Source organism: Ruegeria sp. AF8, assembly GCF_056541825.1.
In genome coordinates this window covers 431,698-449,917 of the sequence record NZ_JBQFYW010000001.1, presented here as the reverse complement: position 1 = coordinate 449,917, position 18,220 = coordinate 431,698, and the positions used below count along the sequence as shown (strand labels likewise).

Genomic DNA, 18,220 nt, shown 5'->3' with positions numbered 1-18,220 from the left:
GCGGCATCTTGCCAATCGGCGTCGGACCCGGCTAAGGGCTGGGCATGAAACGCTTTCTGATCCTGCAACTCCGTCCTGAAACGGATGCCGCCGATGCCGAGTTTGCATCGATCCTGAACAAATGCGGCCTGCCGCCAGCGCGCACACACCGCGTCCGGCTCGATTGCGAAGATTTGCCGGACGGGCTGGATATAAGCGACTATGCCGGTGTGATCGTCGGGGGCGGCCCCGGCTGCGTCAGCGACGACCCTGCCAAAAAATCTCCGATGGATGCCCGGATCGAAGCGACCGTCATGGGCCTGATGCCACAGATTCTGGCGGCGGATCACCCGTTCATGGGATGCTGCTACGGGTTGGGCATCCTTGCCGCGCATCTGGGCGGTGAGGTCAGCAAGGCCCGCTATAGCGAGCCGGTCGGCCCATCAACCTGCACCCTGACCGAAGACGCCGCTGCCGACCCACTGACCTCCGGCCTCTCCCCCGTTTTCGAGGCGTTCGTCGGTCACAAGGAGGCGGTGCAGTCCCTGCCTCCCGGCTGTGTGCATCTGGTTGCCTCGGAACCCTGTCCCTTCCAGATGATCCGTTGGGGGCGGAACGTCTATGCCACCCAGTTTCACCCCGAAGCGGACGCGAAGGACTTTGAACAGCGGATCAATATCTACAAGGATCACGGGTATTTCCCGCCAGAGGACGCGGAACGCCTGATCGGGATCTGCCACGCCGCGGAAGTGACTCAGCCCGGCGTGATCCTGCGTCGGTTCGCCGACCGCTACAGCTGACCTTGCGGCAATCCCCATTGCCTGACAAAGCAGAGCAAAGCTAGGCTGTTTTCCGAGAGGGAGGAAACAGCATGGCCACAGACACGGGCGATGCCATCATTGTCGGAGCGGGGCTGGCCGGGCTTGCCGCCGCCGCGGAACTGGGTGACCGGGGCAAACGGGTGATCCTGCTGGATCAGGAACCCGAGCAATTCCTGGGCGGTCAGGCGTTCTGGAGCCTTGGCGGCCTTTTCTTGATCGATACGCCCGAACAACGCCGCATGGGCATCCGCGACAGTCGTGACTTGGCGCTGCGCGACTGGTTGGGCAGTGCGCAGTTCGACCGGCCCGAAGATGACTGGCCCCGGAAATGGGCCGAAGCCTATGTCGATTTCGCGGCAGGTGAGATGCGATCATGGCTGTACGAAATGGGCGCGCGCTGGTTTCCGGTTGTCGGCTGGGCCGAACGGGGCGGATCATATGCCGACGGACATGGCAACTCGGTGCCGCGCTTTCACATCACGTGGGGCACCGGCCCCGGCATTCTGGCACCCTTCATCCGGCGGGTGCGCACGCATGCCGCCGCCGGGCTGATCGAGTTCCGGTTCCGACATCAGGTCAACCGGATCATCGTGGAAAACGGTGTTGCCAGGGGTGTCGCGGGCGCGGTTCTGGCAGATGACACTGCCGCGCGCGGCAAGAAGACCAACCGCGACGAGACCGGCGAATTCGAGGTCTACGCACCGTCGGTCGTCGTAACTTCTGGCGGTATCGGCGGCAATCTCGAAATGGTCCGCAAAGCCTGGCCGCGCCACCGTCTGGGCGATCCCCCCACGGACATGGTTGCCGGAGTACCCTTTCATGTGGATGGCCGCATGATCGCAATCAGCGAACAGGCAGGCGGGCATGTGATCAACGGCGACCGGATGTGGCACTACACCGAAGGCGTCCGCAACTGGGACCCGATCTGGCCCGCCCATGGCATCCGAATTCTGCCCGGCCCCAGTTCCATGTGGTTCGATGCGCGTGGCAATCGCCTGAAACCGCCCTGCATGCCCGGTTTCGATACGCTGACCACCCTGCGCGAAATTCTCAAAACGGGCTACGAATACAGTTGGTTCGTTCTGACCCAGAAGGTCATCAAGAAAGAGTTCGCTTTATCCGGGTCCGAGCAGAACCCGGATTTCACCTCAGGCAGCTGGAAAGAGGTGATCCGCCAGCGCGTCCTGTCCGGGTCCAGGGCAACCGGCCCGGTCGAGGCATTCAAGGAAAAAGGCGAGGATTTCGTCGTTGCCGAAACGCTTTCTGAACTTGTCGCGGGCATGAACACGCTGGGGAATGTGCCGATTGACGAGGCGCATCTGCGAACCCAGATCGAGGCGCGTGACAGTCAGATAGACAACCCCTTTTCCAAGGACGCGCAAATCATGGCTATCCATGCGGCCCGCAACTATCGCGGCGACCGCCTGATCCGAACGGCCAAGCCGCACAAGTTCCTGGACCCTGCCAACGGCCCATTGATCGCGGTAAAGCTGCATGTCCTTACGCGCAAGACACTGGGCGGGCTGCAAACCGATCTCGACAGCCGGATGCTTGGAGCGGATGGAAACCCGGTTCCCGGCCTTTTCGCTGCAGGAGAGGTCGCCGGATTCGGAGGCGGCGGATATCACGGCTACAACGCTTTGGAAGGTACATTTCTGGGCGGTTGCATCTTTTCAGGCCGAAACGCGGGACGCTCAACGGCGATCGCCTGAACCTCGACAAGCAGCTGTCGGCGGCAGGCGAAAACCGGTAAGCGGCATTTGTCATTTGCACAATGCGTTCGAACGGGTCCCTGCTATTGATCGCGCTCAAGCCGCAAGACCGGCACGCCTTGCCCGTCTGTCAGCACAAGCTTGTCGCCACCCACGGTATATCCGTGCACCTGCGGCAGGGTGGTGAAGAATTCCCTTTCCATCGCATCGAGGGGCGGCGGGCAAGCCATCAGCGTGGCCGCCATGTTATCGGGAAAGTTCAGAGCGTCCGCTGTCACATCGGCCCGTCCCGAAAACCTGTTGCACCCGCCGCTGCCACCGAATTGTCCATCCTCGCCGAAAGCGATCTCGGGCCGTTTGTCGCCGTCGATCTCCTCCCCGTTCATTTCAATCACACGCCAGTTGGTGTTTTCCAGCGTCGAACCGCTCCGGCCCTCGACCTTTGTCATGACCAGATCGATATTGTCTCCAGACCCTTGGGTCAAAACCGGGTTGGCCGTATCGGTGGTGAACAACAGCGTTCTTCCCTGATACACCGAAGCGCGCACTACATAGCGCCTTGCCTCGGTGATCAGGGTATCGTCATAGGTCAGTTGAAACGACGCTGGCACGGCATTCAACGCATAGCGCTGCGCAGAAAGAACCTCGGCAGGAATATCGGCCAGAGAAACATCCAGCAAAACGACGTCCAGAACAGCGTCGTCCGGAACCGCGATACGTTCCCTGTAGGTTGCCGTGCCCGTTACCGTCCCGGCCTGGGCGGCGGTATTCAAGGCAAATGCCAGGGCAATTCCCGAAAGCCCGGCAAAGAAAACGGTCCGACTGTGCATGGTCTTCAATCCCTTCGATCAAATCACTTTCAAGATCGGGGTTGGTCGCCGGAAATCAAGCGGCCCTGTTGCGGTCGGCGACAATACGCCTCTTCGCTTCGCGTCAAAGCGGCCAGAGCACCGGAATGAGAAGCGATGCGAGCAGCCCCACCGTCAGGTTCAGTGGAATGCCGACTTTCATGAAATCCGTGAACCTATAACCACCCGGGCCATAGACCATCATGTTCGTCTGATATCCGATAGGCGTTGCAAAAGACGCCGAGGCCGCAACCATCACCGCCACCACCAGAGGGCGCGGTTCAACGCCGACCGCCTGGGCCAGACCGATGGCGATGGGCGTGACCACCACCGCGACGGCGTTGTTCGACACCAGTTCGGTCAGGATCGAAGTCAACAGATAGACCGCCCAGACGATCATGAAAGCAGGTAACATGCTCAGCCCCGGAGCCACCGCGTTCACGATCAGCTCGACCGCGCCAGAGCTTTCCAACGCGGCGCCAATCGCCAGCATGGCAAAGATCAGCGCCAGCAGCCGCCCCTCGACAAAGGAAAACGCCTCATCCGCGTCGATGCACCGGGTGGCAAGAACGACGGCAACCGCGACAATCGACAACAGCAGAATGGGAGCGACGCCGATCGCGGCCAGTATCACGATCCCCAGCAAGGACGACACCGCAATGGGCGCGTGGCTGCGACGATAGGCGCGTTCGGAGGGTTGGGAAACGTCAACCATGTCCATATCGGCCGCCAATCTCTGGATGTCCGCCGGCGCACCCTCCAGCAGCAAGGTGTCGCCCACCCGCACGACCAGATCGTCGAGTTGTCCGCTGATATTCTGATTGCGGCGGTGCACGGCCAGAACATAAACACCATAGCGACGGCGCAGCCGCATCGCACCCAGCGCGCGCGCAACCATGCGGCAACCCGGTGTGATCAGCACCTCGACCGTCCGGGTTTCGACCGCCGAAACCTGATCGACGCGCTTGAGTTCCTTGTTGCTTTGCAAGCTCAGCAATTCGGTCATCTGCGTGCGCAGAACCACCCGGTCGCCGACCTGCAACGTGACGCCCTTGAGGTTACGCCGCAGGGAGGCGTCGCCGCGGATCACGTCGATCAGCCGCACGCCGGGGCGCTTGAACAACTGCACACCGGTCACTTCGCGTCCTATCAGGTTGCTTTCGGGCGGGATGACTGCCTCGGTAAAAAACTTCATCTTCGAGCGGTCGCTCAGCAACGTGGCCATGCTGGTGCGCTCTGGCAGCAGTCTTGGTGCAACAAAGCGCAGGTAGAACATCCCATAAGCTACCAGCACCACCCCCAGCGGCGTGACCTCAAAGATCGAAAAGGCGTGCAGCCCCTGCACCCGCGCCACGCCATCGACCAACAGGTTGGTCGATGTGCCGATCAGGGTCAGCGTACCCCCGAGAATGGCGGCGTAGCTGAGCGGGATCAGCAGTTTTGAGGCGGGCACGTTCAGGGTTCGGGCAATCTGAACGAATACCGGGATCATCACCACCACCACCGGTGTATTCGAAACAACGGCGGATGCCACAACGACAAATCCGATCAGCAAGGCAATCGCGATCCTCGGGTTCACCTGCGCCTGTTTCTGCGCCAGCGACGTGAAGGAATCGAGTGCCCCGGTCCGCACCAGCGCCCCCATGATGAGGAACATTGCCGCTATCGTCCAAGGCGCCGGGTTGGCCAGAACCGGCAAGGCCTTTTCATAGGGCAGGATGCCGGTCACCAGCATCAGCGCGACGCCGATGATCGCCACGACCTCGGTCGGCAGGGTTTCACGCAGAAACAGGGCAAACATGCCCGCGACAATGACCAGCGCCAGAACTGCGCTGGCCGTATCTGAAAGTTGTAGGAAATCCATTCCCGGTCTTCTGCCCGAACCCTCGTCTGCCCGACAGTTTCTCGCATTGCCCGGCCTTGGGCAAGCCTGTCATTTACTCCGACAAAGGAAATGCATGGAAATTATGGGCTTGCCTGCTGCAATCGTCCGCCAGCCCGAACCATGCAAACCGAGGTCGCCGCACCGGTCCGGTCATCCGTTTCAACAAAGAAGCCGGACAAGGTCGCCTCGCCGGTTGCCGGGGTAAAGCGGGTCTTGGACATACCGGTGATGAACCGGCGCATGGGCTCGGCCTTGTCCATGCCGATAATTGAATCATAGTCGCCACACATGCCCGCATCGCTCAGATATCCGGTACCACCCGGAAGGATCTGCGCGTCGGCGGTCGGGACATGGGTGTGCGTGCCGACCACGAAACTCGCGCGGCCGTCGCAATAGTGCCCCATCGCCATCTTTTCCGATGTTGCCTCACAATGCATGTCCACAATCACGGCCTGGGCAAGCCCGCCCCGCGGATGCGACTTCAGCACGGGTTCGATGGCCGAAAACGGATCGTCAAAGGCCCGTTTCATGAACACCTGCCCCAGCACCTGCGCCACCAGCACCTTGCGCCCGCCCGGAGCGTTGAACAGGCGATATCCCCGCCCCGGCGCACCTTTGGCATAGTTGATTGGCCGAATGACGCGGGGTTCGCTTTCGACGAATTGCAGCATGTCCTTTTGATCGAAGGCATGATCGCCCAGCGTTATGCAGTCAGCGCCCGCAGACAGCAGCAGTCTGGCGTGATCCCCGCTCAACCCCATGCCGTTCGAAGCGTTTTCGCCATTGACCACGACGAAATCCAGCCGCCACTCATCGCGCAGGCGCGGCAAATGCTCTTGCACGGCCGCCCGCCCGGAACGGCCCATGACATCACCCAGAAACAAAATCCTCATGGCATTCTCTCCTAGGGCCAGAGGATGGGGAGAACAAGATGCAAGCTGATGACCTTTGGCGATTGTTGTTCTGCCGCCCAAATGTGCTTAGCGTCCACATATCACCGGTGCGTTCCGATGGCATGCATCGGACAGCCCACTCAAACAGGATTAACTTTATGAAATATCTTACTTTCGCAGTCGCGATGGCGCTGGTTTCCGGCGGCGCCGGTGCGCAGACAAAGACGAAAACGACAATGGCCAATCCTGCCGCAACGTTCTGTGTCGAAAATGATGGCACCTTTCAGATCCGAAAAAACGCCGATGGCAGCGAATACGGAATTTGCATCCTGCCAGACGGGCAAGAGGTTGACGCCTGGGATTATCTGCGCAGTCATTTTCAGAACTGACGTTCAGAAGGTCAGGATGCGGTTTTCCGTTACAATCATGTCAAGCGGCTGATCCGTGGGCTCCAGAGGCAGCCATTCAGCCTCTTGCGCGTCGAATGCGAATCCTATGGCCAGCGTCGCGCGCCTGGCCCGCAACCCCTCCAGCGTGCGGTCGTAAAATCCGCCGCCATAGCCCAGCCGGCCACCGCGCGCATCAAATGCCACCAGCGGCACGATCAGGATTTCGGGATCGAAGAAGTCGTCCACCTCGGGCACCCTGGCGCCAAACGGGCCATCCCGCAGAACACCGTCGGGCATCCAGCGCGAAAAGCGCAAGGGCTGTCCGGCGGCCTGTATTACAGGCACACCCACAGGCCCATGGGCGGCCGCCTCAGCCATGGCGGGCAACGGATCGATCTCGGTCCGGATTGGCATATATCCCGACAGCGGAACTCCCCGATACCCGGCCAGAACTTCGGATAAATGCCCGGCCGCGCCCGGCGGACACGCGTCGAATGCCTGCTTTCGGCGGGCAAATGCCGCCTTGCGCGCGGCGGCTTTCACTTCGGTAAGGTCAGTCGTTTCGGTCACAGCAACACCACACTGGCAAGTCCAAGGAAGATAAAGAACCCCATCACGTCCGTCGTGGTCGTCACGAATGTCCCTGACGCCAGCGCCGGGTCTATGCCCAGACGGTCCAGCACTACCGGGACTACCGTACCTGCGAAACCGGCGATGATCATGTTCACGACCAATGCCGTGCCGATCACGACACCCAGCATCGGCGAGCCGAACCACATCATGCCAACCGTCCCCAACACGACCGCGAAACACAGCCCGTTGAGACAGCCTACCATCAGCTCGCGCCGGATGACCCGCCACACGTTCGAGCCGGTGAGGTCCCTCGTGGCCAAGGCGCGCACAGCCACGGTCAGCGACTGTGTGCCCGCGTTACCACCCATCGACGCGACGATAGGCATGAGAATGGCAAGCGATACCAGTTGCGCGATCGTTGCTTCGAATTGAGAAATAACCAGCGAGGCGCAAATCGCGGTGCCCAGATTCACGGTCAGCCATGGCAATCGACGCTTGCTTGTCTCTGCAACGCTGTCAGACAGCGAGCTTTCGTCGCTCACACCGGCAAGGCGCAGCATATCTTCCTCGTATTCCTCGTCCAGAACGACCATCGCGTCATCAATTGTGATCACGCCGACGAGCCGCCCATCCTGATCGACGACCGGCGCCGAAATCAGGTGGTACTGATTGAAGGCATAGGCCACGTCCTCTTCGTCAACATCTAAGGGAAAGACGTGGAAATCTTCCTCGGCTATGTCTTTGAGCTGAATATCCCGCCGGGTTCCCATCAATTTGCCAAGGGTCACATAGGCGACCGGCTTCAACCGCGGGTCGACCAGAATGACGTGATAGAAATCCTCGGGCAGATCCTCGCTTGTGCGCATGTGGTCGATGGCCTGTCCGACAGTCCAGTGTTCCGGCGCCATGACCACCTCGCGCTGCATGAGGCGACCGGCCGAGTTTTCCGGATAGGACAGCGCCTGTTGCGCCGCTACCCTTTCGGCATCTTCCAGCACGCCGAGGATGACTTCCTGCTGTGGTTCTTCCAGATCTTCCAGCAGATCGACCACATCGTCGCTTTCCAGATCGCGTACCGCTTCGGCCAGAACGTCCGGGTGCAGGATTTCGATAATCTCTTCCCGGACCCCTTCTTCGAGTTCCGACAGGATATCGCCATCGAACTCGCGACCGTAAAGCCGGATCAACTGCGCCCGGTCGTCGGCATCGATCTGTTCCAACAAATCCGCGATATCCGCCGCATAGAGCGGTTCCATCAATGCGATCAGCGCGTCACGGTCTCTGGCCTCTACCGCGTCGAGAATGTCCGCGACAACCTTGCGGTCCAACGCATAGGCATCATCGTCCCAGGGCTGGTCGGTATCCGCCTGATCGTTGCCTGTGGTCATGCCCTGCCCCTTCACTTTCGCGATTGACCCCTAATTAGAAGAAGCTGCTACAGGAAAACAATGACAATAGCGCAATTTACCCGCATCTTCGCCGCTCTTATGCTGTTCGTCGGTTCCAACAAGGCGGAGATCGATTGATCATGGCTCAAAAAACCCTCCTGCAAGGCCGTGTGCTTAGCTTTTCAGGTTCTCCTTTCGAGGGAGAGCCAACCGACGCGGTACGGGTCAGCGAGGCCGTGCTAATCTCGGACGGAAGGATCGATGCGGTTGGCTCTTCCCGTTCACTGGCAGACGCCAATCCGGACGCCGAGATCGTGAACCACGGCGACCGGGTTATTCTGGCGGGCTTTGTCGATCCGCATGTCCACTATCCCCAGACCGCGATGATCGCGAGTTGGGGTAAGCGGCTGATCGACTGGCTGAACACCTATACTTTTCCCGAAGAGATGAAATTCGCCGCGCCCGGCTATGCCAATGAAATCGCAGCGCGGTATCTGGACCTGACGGCGGCGCATGGAACCACGACCATGTGCAGCTTTTGCACGATCCATCCCGAAAGTGTCGATGCCTTCTTTTCGCAGGCACAAAAGCGGGGCCAACGGGTGGTTGCAGGAAAGACCTGCATGGATCGCAACGCCCCCGATGCGCTGCGGGATACTGCAAAGACGGCCTATGACCAGTCCAGGGCGCTTTTGCAGAAATGGCATGGGGTCGATCGTATTTCCTATGCCATCACACCACGGTTCTCTCCGACCTCCACACCGGAACAACTGGAAGCGATGGGCGCGCTTTGGGCGGAAAACCCTGATTGCCTGATGCAGACCCATCTGAGCGAGCAGACCGACGAGATCGAATGGGTGATGTCGCTGTTCCCCGATGCCCGCGACTATCTGGACACCTACGAACGTTTCGGTCTGCTTGGAGGGCGGGGCCTTTACGGTCACGTTATTCATCTGGAGCCGCGTGAACGTGATCGCCTGCGTGAAGTGGATGCGGCCCTCATCCACTGTCCGACTTCGAACACTTTTATCGGCTCCGGCCTGTTCAACATGGCCGGGCTGATGCGGGACGGGCACCGGATCGGGTTGGCCACGGATACCGGCGGCGGATCGAGTTTCTCGATGCTGCGCACGATGGCGGCTGCCTATGAGATCGGGCAGTTGCGCGGTGCGCCGCTGCACCCGGCACAACTCTTGTGGCTGGGCACGGTTGGCTCGGCCCGGACATTGCGCATGGACGATCACATCGGCAATGTCGCGCCGGGTATGGAGGCCGATCTGATCGTTCTGGACCTCGCCTCGACCCCGGCCATCGCCCAGCGCGTCGCCGTTGCCGACGACTTGTGGGAGGCGATCTTTCCCACCATCATGATGGGCGACGACCGCGCCATCGCCGAAGTCTGGATCGGCGGACGGCGCGCCGGCACCTGACGCGGGGCGTTCCATTCGGCGCGCGCCCGGTCCTGTCACTCAGCTTTGCAGGGCAAACGCAAGCCGGTTCTGGCGCTCGATCAGCAGCGGCAGATCGAGCGTCGTGACCTGCCCGTCACGCACGATCTGGCGCCCTGAGACAAACAGATGTTTGACCCGGGTCGGCCCGGCCAGCAGCAGTGCCGCCGGGTCCCAACTGCCCGCGCTTTCAATGCCACGCACGTCCCAGACCGCGATATCCGCGCACTTGCCCGGCGCGATACGACCGCAATCCGGGCGATTTAGCACATCTGCCCCGCCCCGTGTCGCGATCTCAAGCGCTTCACGTGCCGACATCGCGTCGGCCCCGCGCGCCACCCGCTGCAAAAGCATGGCCTGACGCGCCTCGGCCACCAGATTGCCGCTGTCATTGGAGGCGGACCCATCCACCCCCAACCCGACCTTGACGTCCCGGTCGCGCATGGTGCGCACCGGGGCGATCCCCGATCCCAAACGGCAGTTGGAGCAAGGGCAATGGGCCACACCCGTCCGGCTGGTCGCAAACAGATCGATTTCCCGCCCGTCAAGTTTGACGCAATGGGCATGCCAGACATCCGGCCCGGTCCAGCCGAGGTCTTCGGCATATTGCCCCGGACGGCACCCGAACTGTGACAGAGAATAGGCGATATCCTCGTCATTTTCGGCCAGATGCGTGTGCAACATGACACCTTTGTCCCGCGCCAGAACCGCCGCATCGCGCATCAGATCGCGGCTGACCGAAAACGGCGAACAGGGGGCAAGGCCAACACGGCACATCGAGCCTTCGGAAGCGTCATGAAAGGCATCGACCACGCGGATCATGTCGTCGAGAATGGCGGCTTCCGGCTCAACCAGACGATCCGGTGGCAGCCCGCCATCGCTTTCGCCGATGCTCATCGCGCCGCGTGTCGGGTGAAACCGCAGACCGATTTCCGCCGCGGCGGTGATCGTGTCATCCAGACGCGCGCCATTCGGATAGAGATAAAGGTGATCGGAACTGAGCGTACAGCCCGACAGTGCCAGCTCTGCCAAACCGATCTGGGCCGACACGAACATTTCTTCCGGGCCGAACCGGGACCAGATCGGATACAGCGCCTTTAGCCAGCCAAACAGCAACGCGTCCTGCCCGCCCGGCACGGCGCGGGTCAATGTCTGGTAAAGATGGTGATGCGTGTTCACGAGGCCCGGCGTCAGAACGCAGCCGGTTGCATCGTGGACCTCACCCTTGGTTTTCAGATCGCGCCCGATTTCTGCGATCTGGTCATCCCGAATCAGAACGTCTGCGTCCGACAACTCGCGCCGATCGTCATCCATAGTCAGGATGGCATCGGCATTTTTTAACAGGATTTCCTTCATGTGTTACACCCCTGCAACTGCCCGTCTCGTGCAAAGAGTGTTGGGACCGGCGGAAAACGGGCTCAAGAACCGGTCGATATCTGAATAAACCGTCCGCAGAATCCGATCAAGACACCTCAGAACCGGTGCAGGATTTCCAGCGCCGCCGCATGTATCTCGGGGTTTGCCGCCGCCAGCGCCCGCCCGCCGTGATGCGCCGGACCGCCCTGCCAGTCGGTGACAAGCCCCCCGGCCGACTGAATGACCGCGATAGGAGCCTGAATGTCATATGCGTTCAGACCCGCCTCGATCACCAGATCTATCTGCCCCGCAGCAAGCAGCGCGTAGGCGTAGCAATCCATACCGAACCGCGTAAGCTTCACCTGTTCGGCCACGGCCCGAAAAGCCGCACCTTCCTGAGGTGTTCCCACCTCGGGAAACGTGGTGAACAGCACCGCATCCTGCAAAGCAACAGGATCTTTGGTTCGCAGCGACGATTTGCCGTGAGGTCCAACAACATACGTCATCTCTTGCGAGCCGATGAAACGCTCTCCGATATAGGGCTGATCGATCAGGCCCAGAAACGGGCCGTCCCCGTCGGACAAGGCGATCAGCACGCCCCAGGTCGGGGTTCCGCTGATGAACCCCCGGGTTCCGTCAATCGGATCCAGAACCCACATCCGGTCATTGCTGCCTGCGACCTTGCCAAACTCCTCTCCCCAAATGCCGTCATTCGGGCGGTATTGCGCCAGGACTTCGCGCATGGCTTGCTCCGCAGCGCGATCCGCCACGGTGACCGGATCGAAACCGGTGCTCAATTTGTTTTGAGTTTCCAATACCGGTTGCCGGAAATATGGCAAAATCGCCGCGCGCGCGGCATCCGCCATCATTTCCGCAACTTTCAGATCGCTGAGCTGGGTATGTACCATGACATACCCGTGCTGCCAGCAAACGAGAGAGTCAAGTCCGGTGGATCACGCCACGTCGCTCAGCACGCGCGCCAGCTCGAAAAGGCGGCGGCGCTGATTTTCCGGAATTGCGTAATACGAGCGCACCAGATCCAATGCTTCCTTGTCGCCCATCAGGTCCGCGGGAACCTTCTGCTTTTGCGGCGAATCTTTTTGCGAATCGTCAAGGCCCTCGAAGAAGAAACTCACAGGTACATCCAATGCTTCGGCGATGTCCCAAAGACGTGACGCGCTGATCCGGTTGGCCCCGGTTTCATATTTCTGGATCTGTTGAAACTTGATTCCAACCTGCTCCGCCAATTGCTGCTGAGTCATTCCGATCAACCAGCGGCGGTGCCGGACACGCTTGCCGACGTGGACATCGACGGGATGGGTCATGGGTTTTCTCCTCTGCTACACTGACAACTGTCCGGGTACTCGTACTTTTAGGCCATAGCCGCACATCTAGCGGGTGGCCGATTAAGAACTCCCTAATTCCACTTATGCGCCCCGAACTGCACTAAGACTATTTATCGCGAATTTTGCGTCCCATTTCAAGAAGGTTGAGTAGCGCTGTCGCAATACAGGTTTGTGGTTGTGAACGGAAAGGAAAGGAAACTCAGGTCCGGAACAGCCAACATTTTCAACGAACCTTATGGAGTTGTTGAGCATTCCGCTATTCGATAAGGATTCTGAAATCGTCGGGCCACTGCCGCCGTTGACGTGGGGGAAAGGACACATATAGATGCTGGCATACAACATGACCACAATGGGAGCCTCGGCCGAGCTTGTGGACATTCCGGAACCCGAACCGGGCCCGGATCAAGTCAGAGTCGCCATTCGCGCCTGTGGCCTGAATTTTGCCGACCTTCTGATGCAGCGGGGAACCTATCAGGATACGCCTACCCTTCCGTTTACGCTTGGCATGGAGATTTCCGGGATTGTCGACAAAGTCGGAACAAACGTCACAAACCTGAAAGTCGGAGATCGAATCGCTGCCTTCTCGGGACAGGGTGGATTGGCGCAATTTGGCGTTTTTGATACCGAACGGGCAATACCGCTGCCGAGTTCCATGAGTTTCGAGGACGCCGCCGCCATCCAAATTGCCTATGGCACCAGTCACATAGCGCTCGATCACCGCGCCCGGCTTCGGCCCGGTGAAACTTTGCTGGTCACCGGCGCAGCCGGAGGTGTGGGGCTGACCGCAGTTGAAATCGGTAAGCTGATGGGCGCCACCGTAATTGCTCAGGCACGCGGAGAGGACAAGCTGGCGGTCGCGAGGATGGCCGGCGCGGACCTTTTGATCGACGCATCAGAAGACCTGCGCGTGCGTGTCAGGGAACTGGGTGGGGCAGACGTCGTTTATGACGCCATCGGCGGCGATGTGTTCAAAGCTGCGTTCCGCGCCACAAATCCCGAAGGACGCCTGTTGCCCATCGGATTTGCCGGAGGCGAGGTGCCGCAGATCCCGGCCAATCACCTGCTGGTCAAGAACCTGACGGTCATCGGCGTCTATTTCGGCGGTTATCTTAAATTCCGGCCGGAAATTGTGCGCACCAGTTTTGAAACCCTGTTTCGCTGGCACGGCGAGGGAAAGATAAAGCCGCATATCAGCCATGTATTGCCATTGGAGCGGGTTGCCGAGGGCATGACGCTTCTGAAAGAGCGCAGATCGACCGGCAAAGTGGTGATCATCCCGCCACAGCCTTGAGCTGCGGCCCGCCGATCATCCGGAAATTCTGACGCACCAATTCAGACAGCGCTTCGACAATGGCGCCCCGGCCGTTTTCGCCCCCATAAAGGTTGATCCTGTGCGCAGGCAGCTCAGGCAGGGCGCCACCGGAATCGATCTGTTCCAGATGCGCCGCCTCGGTGCCATCAAGCATCGCATGTACGGCAAGATCCGCGCTGACGGTCGCTTCGATCGTGCGGTCGTTTTCTGTCTCGACGGCAAGTTCCCAGGGTACGCCCGCCTCATCCAAAGCTGAGATTACCTGCGGGCGGAACATGCACCGCCGTCCCAACGCCAACCGAAGCGGTCGCCTGCGCCAGGCCGAGCCGCCCGGCGCGCCAATCCAGCGCAGCGGCAATTCTGCTACCATCTCGGCCCCTTCGCCATGCGACGCCTCTGTTGTAAGGATCAGATCGCATTCGCCCTTGCGGAACATTTCCTTGAGCTGCAGCGAATAGGACGACACAAGTTGCACCTTTACACGCGGAAAATCCGCGTTGAACCTCTGCAGCAACCTGGGAATCGCCGGATAGACAATGTCGTGCGGAACCCCCAGAACGACCTCGCCCTCGAAAGCCTGGTCAGTCAGTTTCCCGATCAGTTCGTCGTTCAGCGCCACCATCCTGCGGGCATAGGCCAAAAGCTGTTCGCCGGACGCCGTCAACGCAATGGTGCGCCCGCTGCGATCCAAAAGCTCCTGACCCAGCAACTCCTCAAGCCGCTTCAACTGCATGGAGACCGCCGATTGCGTCAAATGCAGAAACCCCGCGGCGCGCGTCACGCCACCATGATCGGCAACAGCCACAAATGACCGCAATGTGGTGATGTCCAGATTTCTCATTATCACGATCCTTGATGCTATTGATCATAAACATTCGTTTTCACAATTGATCATACTACGCCATATAATTCAAGGAAATTGATGGATGGACGCGATTTCATCACCAAACAAGAAAGGACTCTGACATGGCCCTGACAACTGCATCCACTTCTTGCCGCCACGCCCGCGTATCGTACGTTCGTCACCTCGGAAACATGTTTTCCACCTGGCGACAGCGCCGCGCCCTGGAACGGCTGGACGACAATGCGCTTGAGGATATCGGAGTAAGCAAAGCCGAAGCCCGCAAGGAAGCGGCCAGGCCAATCTGGGACGCCCCAGAGACGTGGCGCTGCTGACCTGGGCACTGCGCGTCGAAGATCTTGTCGAATTCAGCTGTCCAAGTTCAAGTTTTCGTCATGAAAAGGCTTGAAATACGGGGCTTCCTTTCCGATATTTGCTGCGAGAACCGCAGGTCGGAACCTGCACGTAAAAGGACTATCTTAGGGAGACCTCTATGGCTGAATTTGACACAATCCGGACGGCGGCTGGCGCGCGCGCTGCCCAGATTGACGAGGGCCTGCGCGCCCATATGAACAAGGTCTACGGCACTATGTCCGTAGGCATGCTGATCACCTTTGTGGCGGCCTGGGCGATTGCCGGGCTGGCGGTGACCACCGATTCCTCGGCGGCCGCTGCCCAGTTGAGCGCCGACAAGTACCTGACGCAATTCGGCTATTCGATCTATGCTTCGCCGCTGAAATGGGTGGTCATGTTCGCGCCGCTGGCCTTTGTCTTTGGCTTTGGCGCGGCCATCAACCGGCTGAGCGCGGCGGGCGCGCAACTGGTGTTCTATACATTCGCCGCCGTGATGGGCCTTTCCATCAGCTCGATCTTTCTGGTTTTCACCGGCCAGTCGATCGTTCAGGTCTTTCTGATCACTGCGATCGCCTTTGCCGGTCTGTCGCTTTACGGCTACACGACTAAAAAAGACCTGTCGGGAATGGGAACCTTCCTGATCATGGGGCTGATCGGTTTGATCGTCGCAATGGTCGTCAACATCTTCTTGGCGTCGTCGGCCATGGCATTTGCGATCTCGGTGATCGGCGTTCTGATTTTCGCGGGCCTGACTGCCTATGACACGCAGAACATCAAGACCACCTATATCCAGATGGCACATTCCGGCGATCAGGAATGGTTGGGTAAAGCTGCCATCATGGGCGCGCTGAGCCTGTATCTGGACTTCATCAACATGTTCATGTTCCTGCTTCAGCTTTTCGGGAGCCGAGAGTAAAAGCCTCGCGCCTTCCCTAAGCAAAAAACCTGCCAAGACGTTGTCTTGGCAGGTTTTTTCTTCTGACGGAACCGAAAATCCGGAACTGCCGCTTTAGACGAATCAACGATCCAATGCGCAACCGCAGGCGCGCATCGAACCCAGAACCGTCTTAGCTCATCCCCAACGCTTCCTTGTACATTTCCAAAACCGCCTCTTCTTCGGCGATGTCGTCCTTGTCCCGTTTTCGCAACGCAATCACCTTGCGCATGACCTTGGTGTCATAGCCGCGCGCCTTGGCTTCGGCCATCACTTCCTTCTGCTGGTCTGCAATGTCCTTTTTCTCCGCCTCCAACCGCTCAAAACGTTCGATGAACTGGCGCAGTTCGCCAGCGGTTACGCGATAGTTGGCTTCGGCCTGTGCTTCGATCGTTTCGTCCATCTGTATCACTTCCTCGTGCTGAAAACGGGCAAAACGCGGGATACATCGGCAGTTTGCGGGCCGCAAGTGATCGTTGCAGGAAATCGACTAGCGCTTGCACGAAACGCGTCGATCCGATAACCGCGACCCGGTTGGGGTACACAGCAACGGACGGGACATGTTCGATATTCTCATCTGGTCGGGCGCCGCCCTGTCCCTTGCCGGTCTGGCAGGGCTGATCTGGTGCATTCTGCGGGTCATGAAAGCACGCAAGGCAGGGCTTTCAGACGATGAACTGCGTGCAGCGGTCCAGGGCGTATTGCCCTGGAACCTTGCTTCGCTGTTTCTGTCCGTCATGGGACTGATGATGGTGATCCTGGGAATATCGCTTGGATAAGCCCGATTCAGACCGGCATATTGTCAAAACGCGCTTCGATTGCATCCTCACACAGCGCAATATCCAGCCTGTGCAACCGCGAGGGAACTCGAACCCCCTGCGCGCGCATCTGCCGGACCATCTGGCTGACTGTTGGCTGCATTTCCAGGCGCTTTTCCATGCACGCGCCCTTGAGCGTTTTCTCCAGCCGTTCAACTTCGCGGTAAAGTTCTTGTGCGGTCATTTGGCTCCTCCCCTATACGTTGAGCCTGACAGAGTTAGGTAACAACCGTAAGAAATTCGTGGATCAAACATGAAGCATCTGCGAATTTCCGCTCGCCCTGCCTGTTTTTTCGGCAAGTAAACGCTATTCTCGGGAGAGCTATCACAGTTTGAAAGATTTGCCTTGATCGATATCAAAGTCGTCAATGTTGCGGGCGAAGATCAGGGGTGGTTGAATCACATTCCAAATAATTTATATGATTGGGACCTGAACCGTGGAGGAACCGATGACACCATTCGTAAAAGCCTTCTTCGACGAAGCCACCTTCACGGTGTCCTATCTGGTTCGCGAACCCGAAGGCCGTTCTTGTGCGATCGTCGACAGCGTGCTGGATTTTGACCACGCGTCCGGTCGGACCAACACGGCATCGGCAGATGCAATCATCGACTTTGTCAAATCCGAAGATCTCAAGGTTGAATGGGTTCTGGAAAGCCATGTGCATGCAGATCATCTGTCCGCCGCCCCATATTTGCAGGAAAAGCTTGGCGGCAAGATCGGGATTGGATCAAACATAACCATCATTCAGGACACTTTTGGCAAAGTGTTCAACGAAGGCACCGAGTTTCAGCGGGACGGCAGCCAATTCGACGCCCTATTCACCGAAGGTGACAGCTTTCACATCGGGCAAATGCGTGGGGATGTCCTGCACACGCCGGGCCACACACCCGCTTGCCTGACATATGTGATCGGCGATGCCGCATTTGTGGGTGACACGCTGTTCATGCCCGATTTCGGGACCGCACGTTGCGATTTTCCCGGCGGCTCGTCTGCGACACTCTACGAATCGATCCAGAAAATCCTGTCGTTACCGGACGAAACGAGGATTTTTGTCGGGCACGACTACAAGGCACCAGGCAGGGATGAATTTGCCTGGGAAACAACCGTGGGCGAGCAAAAGGCGCTCAACGTCCATATCGGTCAGGGCAAGAGCATCGAAGAATTCGTCAAGATGCGGGATGCGCGGGACGCAACCCTTGCAATGCCGCGTCTGATTCTGCCGTCGCTGCAGGTCAATATGCGCGCCGGGCAAATGCCGCCCGCCGATGAGCAAGGCGATGTATTTCTGAAACTGCCGGTCAACAAGATCTGATCGGCAAAAG

20 protein-coding genes are annotated in these 18,220 nt (G+C 59.2%); 9 read left to right on the top strand and 11 right to left on the bottom strand.

The annotated features are described in order from the left end of the window. Positions 1–44 precede the first annotated feature (44 nt). Both ACR0AO_RS02235 and ACR0AO_RS02230 read left to right on the top strand, forming a co-directional pair. Positions 45–779, top strand: a complete 735-nt coding sequence (locus tag ACR0AO_RS02235) for a glutamine amidotransferase (RefSeq protein ID WP_480599389.1) — start codon at positions 45–47, stop codon at positions 777–779. Between the two features lie 71 nt (positions 780–850). Further along, positions 851–2,512: an FAD-binding dehydrogenase gene (locus ACR0AO_RS02230; protein ID WP_480599386.1), complete on the top strand. Its 1,662-nt coding sequence runs from the start codon at positions 851–853 to the stop codon at positions 2,510–2,512. 83 nt (positions 2,513–2,595) lie between these two features. Here the strand turns inward: ACR0AO_RS02230 and ACR0AO_RS02225 are convergent, their stop codons facing one another. The 3 genes from ACR0AO_RS02225 to ACR0AO_RS02215 all read right to left on the bottom strand — a co-directional run bounded on the left by ACR0AO_RS02225 (position 2,596) and on the right by ACR0AO_RS02215 (position 6,138). Beyond that, positions 2,596–3,342, bottom strand: coding sequence for a YbaY family lipoprotein (locus tag ACR0AO_RS02225; RefSeq protein WP_480599383.1), 747 nt, complete (start codon positions 3,340–3,342; stop codon positions 2,596–2,598). A 103-nt stretch (positions 3,343–3,445) separates the two neighbouring features. Continuing rightward, entirely contained in the window at positions 3,446–5,224 is a 1,779-nt protein-coding gene (locus ACR0AO_RS02220; RefSeq protein WP_480599380.1) for an SLC13 family permease, read from the bottom strand. A 101-nt stretch (positions 5,225–5,325) separates the two neighbouring features. Then, complete coding sequence (locus ACR0AO_RS02215) at positions 5,326–6,138, bottom strand: TIGR00282 family metallophosphoesterase (RefSeq protein WP_480599377.1); 813 nt, start codon at positions 6,136–6,138, stop codon at positions 5,326–5,328. 158 nt (positions 6,139–6,296) lie between these two features. Between ACR0AO_RS02215 and ACR0AO_RS02210 the strand changes: the two genes are divergently transcribed. After that, on the top strand, positions 6,297–6,527 hold the full coding sequence (locus tag ACR0AO_RS02210) for a putative hemolysin (protein WP_480599373.1): 231 nt from the start codon (positions 6,297–6,299) through the stop codon (positions 6,525–6,527). A 3-nt stretch (positions 6,528–6,530) separates the two neighbouring features. Here ACR0AO_RS02210 and ACR0AO_RS02205 read toward each other — a convergent pair whose 3' ends face one another. Together ACR0AO_RS02205 and mgtE are read right to left on the bottom strand one after the other, a co-directional pair. Continuing rightward, a complete protein-coding gene (locus tag ACR0AO_RS02205; RefSeq protein WP_480599370.1) occupies positions 6,531–7,097 on the bottom strand; it encodes a 5-formyltetrahydrofolate cyclo-ligase in 567 nt (188 codons plus the stop codon). Beyond that, positions 7,094–8,488 (bottom strand): magnesium transporter, encoded by a 1,395-nt coding sequence (gene mgtE, locus ACR0AO_RS02200; protein ID WP_480599366.1) that lies wholly within the window; start codon positions 8,486–8,488, stop codon positions 7,094–7,096. The genes ACR0AO_RS02205 and mgtE overlap by 4 nt, the downstream gene beginning before the upstream one ends. A gap of 140 nt (positions 8,489–8,628) precedes the next feature. Here mgtE and guaD point away from each other — a divergent pair, with 140 nt between their 5' ends. Then, on the top strand, positions 8,629–9,918 hold the full coding sequence (guaD, locus tag ACR0AO_RS02195; protein ID WP_480599364.1) for a guanine deaminase: 1,290 nt from the start codon (positions 8,629–8,631) through the stop codon (positions 9,916–9,918). A gap of 39 nt (positions 9,919–9,957) precedes the next feature. On the opposite strand, the gene ACR0AO_RS02190 is transcribed toward guaD, so the two are convergent. The 3 genes from ACR0AO_RS02190 to ACR0AO_RS02180 all read right to left on the bottom strand — a co-directional run bounded on the left by ACR0AO_RS02190 (position 9,958) and on the right by ACR0AO_RS02180 (position 12,617). Beyond that, positions 9,958–11,292, bottom strand: a complete 1,335-nt coding sequence (locus tag ACR0AO_RS02190; RefSeq protein WP_480599361.1) for an 8-oxoguanine deaminase — start codon at positions 11,290–11,292, stop codon at positions 9,958–9,960. A gap of 116 nt (positions 11,293–11,408) precedes the next feature. Then, positions 11,409–12,200: a histidinol-phosphatase gene (gene hisN, locus ACR0AO_RS02185; RefSeq protein WP_480599358.1), complete on the bottom strand. Its 792-nt coding sequence runs from the start codon at positions 12,198–12,200 to the stop codon at positions 11,409–11,411. A gap of 45 nt (positions 12,201–12,245) precedes the next feature. Continuing rightward, positions 12,246–12,617 (bottom strand): helix-turn-helix domain-containing protein, encoded by a 372-nt coding sequence (locus tag ACR0AO_RS02180; RefSeq protein ID WP_480599354.1) that lies wholly within the window; start codon positions 12,615–12,617, stop codon positions 12,246–12,248. 346 nt (positions 12,618–12,963) lie between these two features. Between ACR0AO_RS02180 and ACR0AO_RS02175 the strand changes: the two genes are divergently transcribed. Further along, on the top strand, positions 12,964–13,929 hold the full coding sequence (locus tag ACR0AO_RS02175; RefSeq protein ID WP_480599351.1) for an NADPH:quinone oxidoreductase family protein: 966 nt from the start codon (positions 12,964–12,966) through the stop codon (positions 13,927–13,929). On the opposite strand, the gene ACR0AO_RS02170 is transcribed toward ACR0AO_RS02175, so the two are convergent. After that, complete coding sequence (locus ACR0AO_RS02170) at positions 13,910–14,791, bottom strand: LysR family transcriptional regulator (protein ID WP_480599348.1); 882 nt, start codon at positions 14,789–14,791, stop codon at positions 13,910–13,912. The two genes, ACR0AO_RS02175 and ACR0AO_RS02170, sit on opposite strands and share 20 nt — an antisense overlap. A gap of 125 nt (positions 14,792–14,916) precedes the next feature. Here ACR0AO_RS02170 and ACR0AO_RS02165 point away from each other — a divergent pair, with 125 nt between their 5' ends. Together ACR0AO_RS02165 and ACR0AO_RS02160 are read left to right on the top strand one after the other, a co-directional pair. After that, positions 14,917–15,126, top strand: a complete 210-nt coding sequence (locus ACR0AO_RS02165; protein WP_480599345.1) for a DUF1127 domain-containing protein — start codon at positions 14,917–14,919, stop codon at positions 15,124–15,126. A 158-nt stretch (positions 15,127–15,284) separates the two neighbouring features. After that, positions 15,285–16,061 carry a Bax inhibitor-1/YccA family protein gene (locus tag ACR0AO_RS02160; protein WP_480599342.1) on the top strand — a complete coding sequence of 259 codons (777 nt, stop codon included), beginning with the start codon at positions 15,285–15,287 and terminating at the stop codon, positions 16,059–16,061. 151 nt (positions 16,062–16,212) lie between these two features. On the opposite strand, the gene ACR0AO_RS02155 is transcribed toward ACR0AO_RS02160, so the two are convergent. Continuing rightward, positions 16,213–16,482 carry a DUF2312 domain-containing protein gene (locus tag ACR0AO_RS02155; protein WP_480599339.1) on the bottom strand — a complete coding sequence of 90 codons (270 nt, stop codon included), beginning with the start codon at positions 16,480–16,482 and terminating at the stop codon, positions 16,213–16,215. Between the two features lie 157 nt (positions 16,483–16,639). Between ACR0AO_RS02155 and ACR0AO_RS02150 the strand changes: the two genes are divergently transcribed. Further along, positions 16,640–16,858, top strand: coding sequence for a hypothetical protein (locus tag ACR0AO_RS02150; protein WP_480599337.1), 219 nt, complete (start codon positions 16,640–16,642; stop codon positions 16,856–16,858). Between the two features lie 7 nt (positions 16,859–16,865). On the opposite strand, the gene ACR0AO_RS02145 is transcribed toward ACR0AO_RS02150, so the two are convergent. Continuing rightward, positions 16,866–17,081, bottom strand: a complete 216-nt coding sequence (locus ACR0AO_RS02145; RefSeq protein ID WP_480599334.1) for a hypothetical protein — start codon at positions 17,079–17,081, stop codon at positions 16,866–16,868. Positions 17,082–17,346: 265 nt separating this feature from the next. Here ACR0AO_RS02145 and ACR0AO_RS02140 point away from each other — a divergent pair, with 265 nt between their 5' ends. Next, the gene (locus ACR0AO_RS02140) at positions 17,347–18,210 is read left to right on the top strand and encodes an MBL fold metallo-hydrolase (RefSeq protein ID WP_480599332.1); all 864 of its coding nucleotides are present in this window, start codon (positions 17,347–17,349) and stop codon (positions 18,208–18,210) included. Positions 18,211–18,220: the final 10 nt, after the last annotated feature.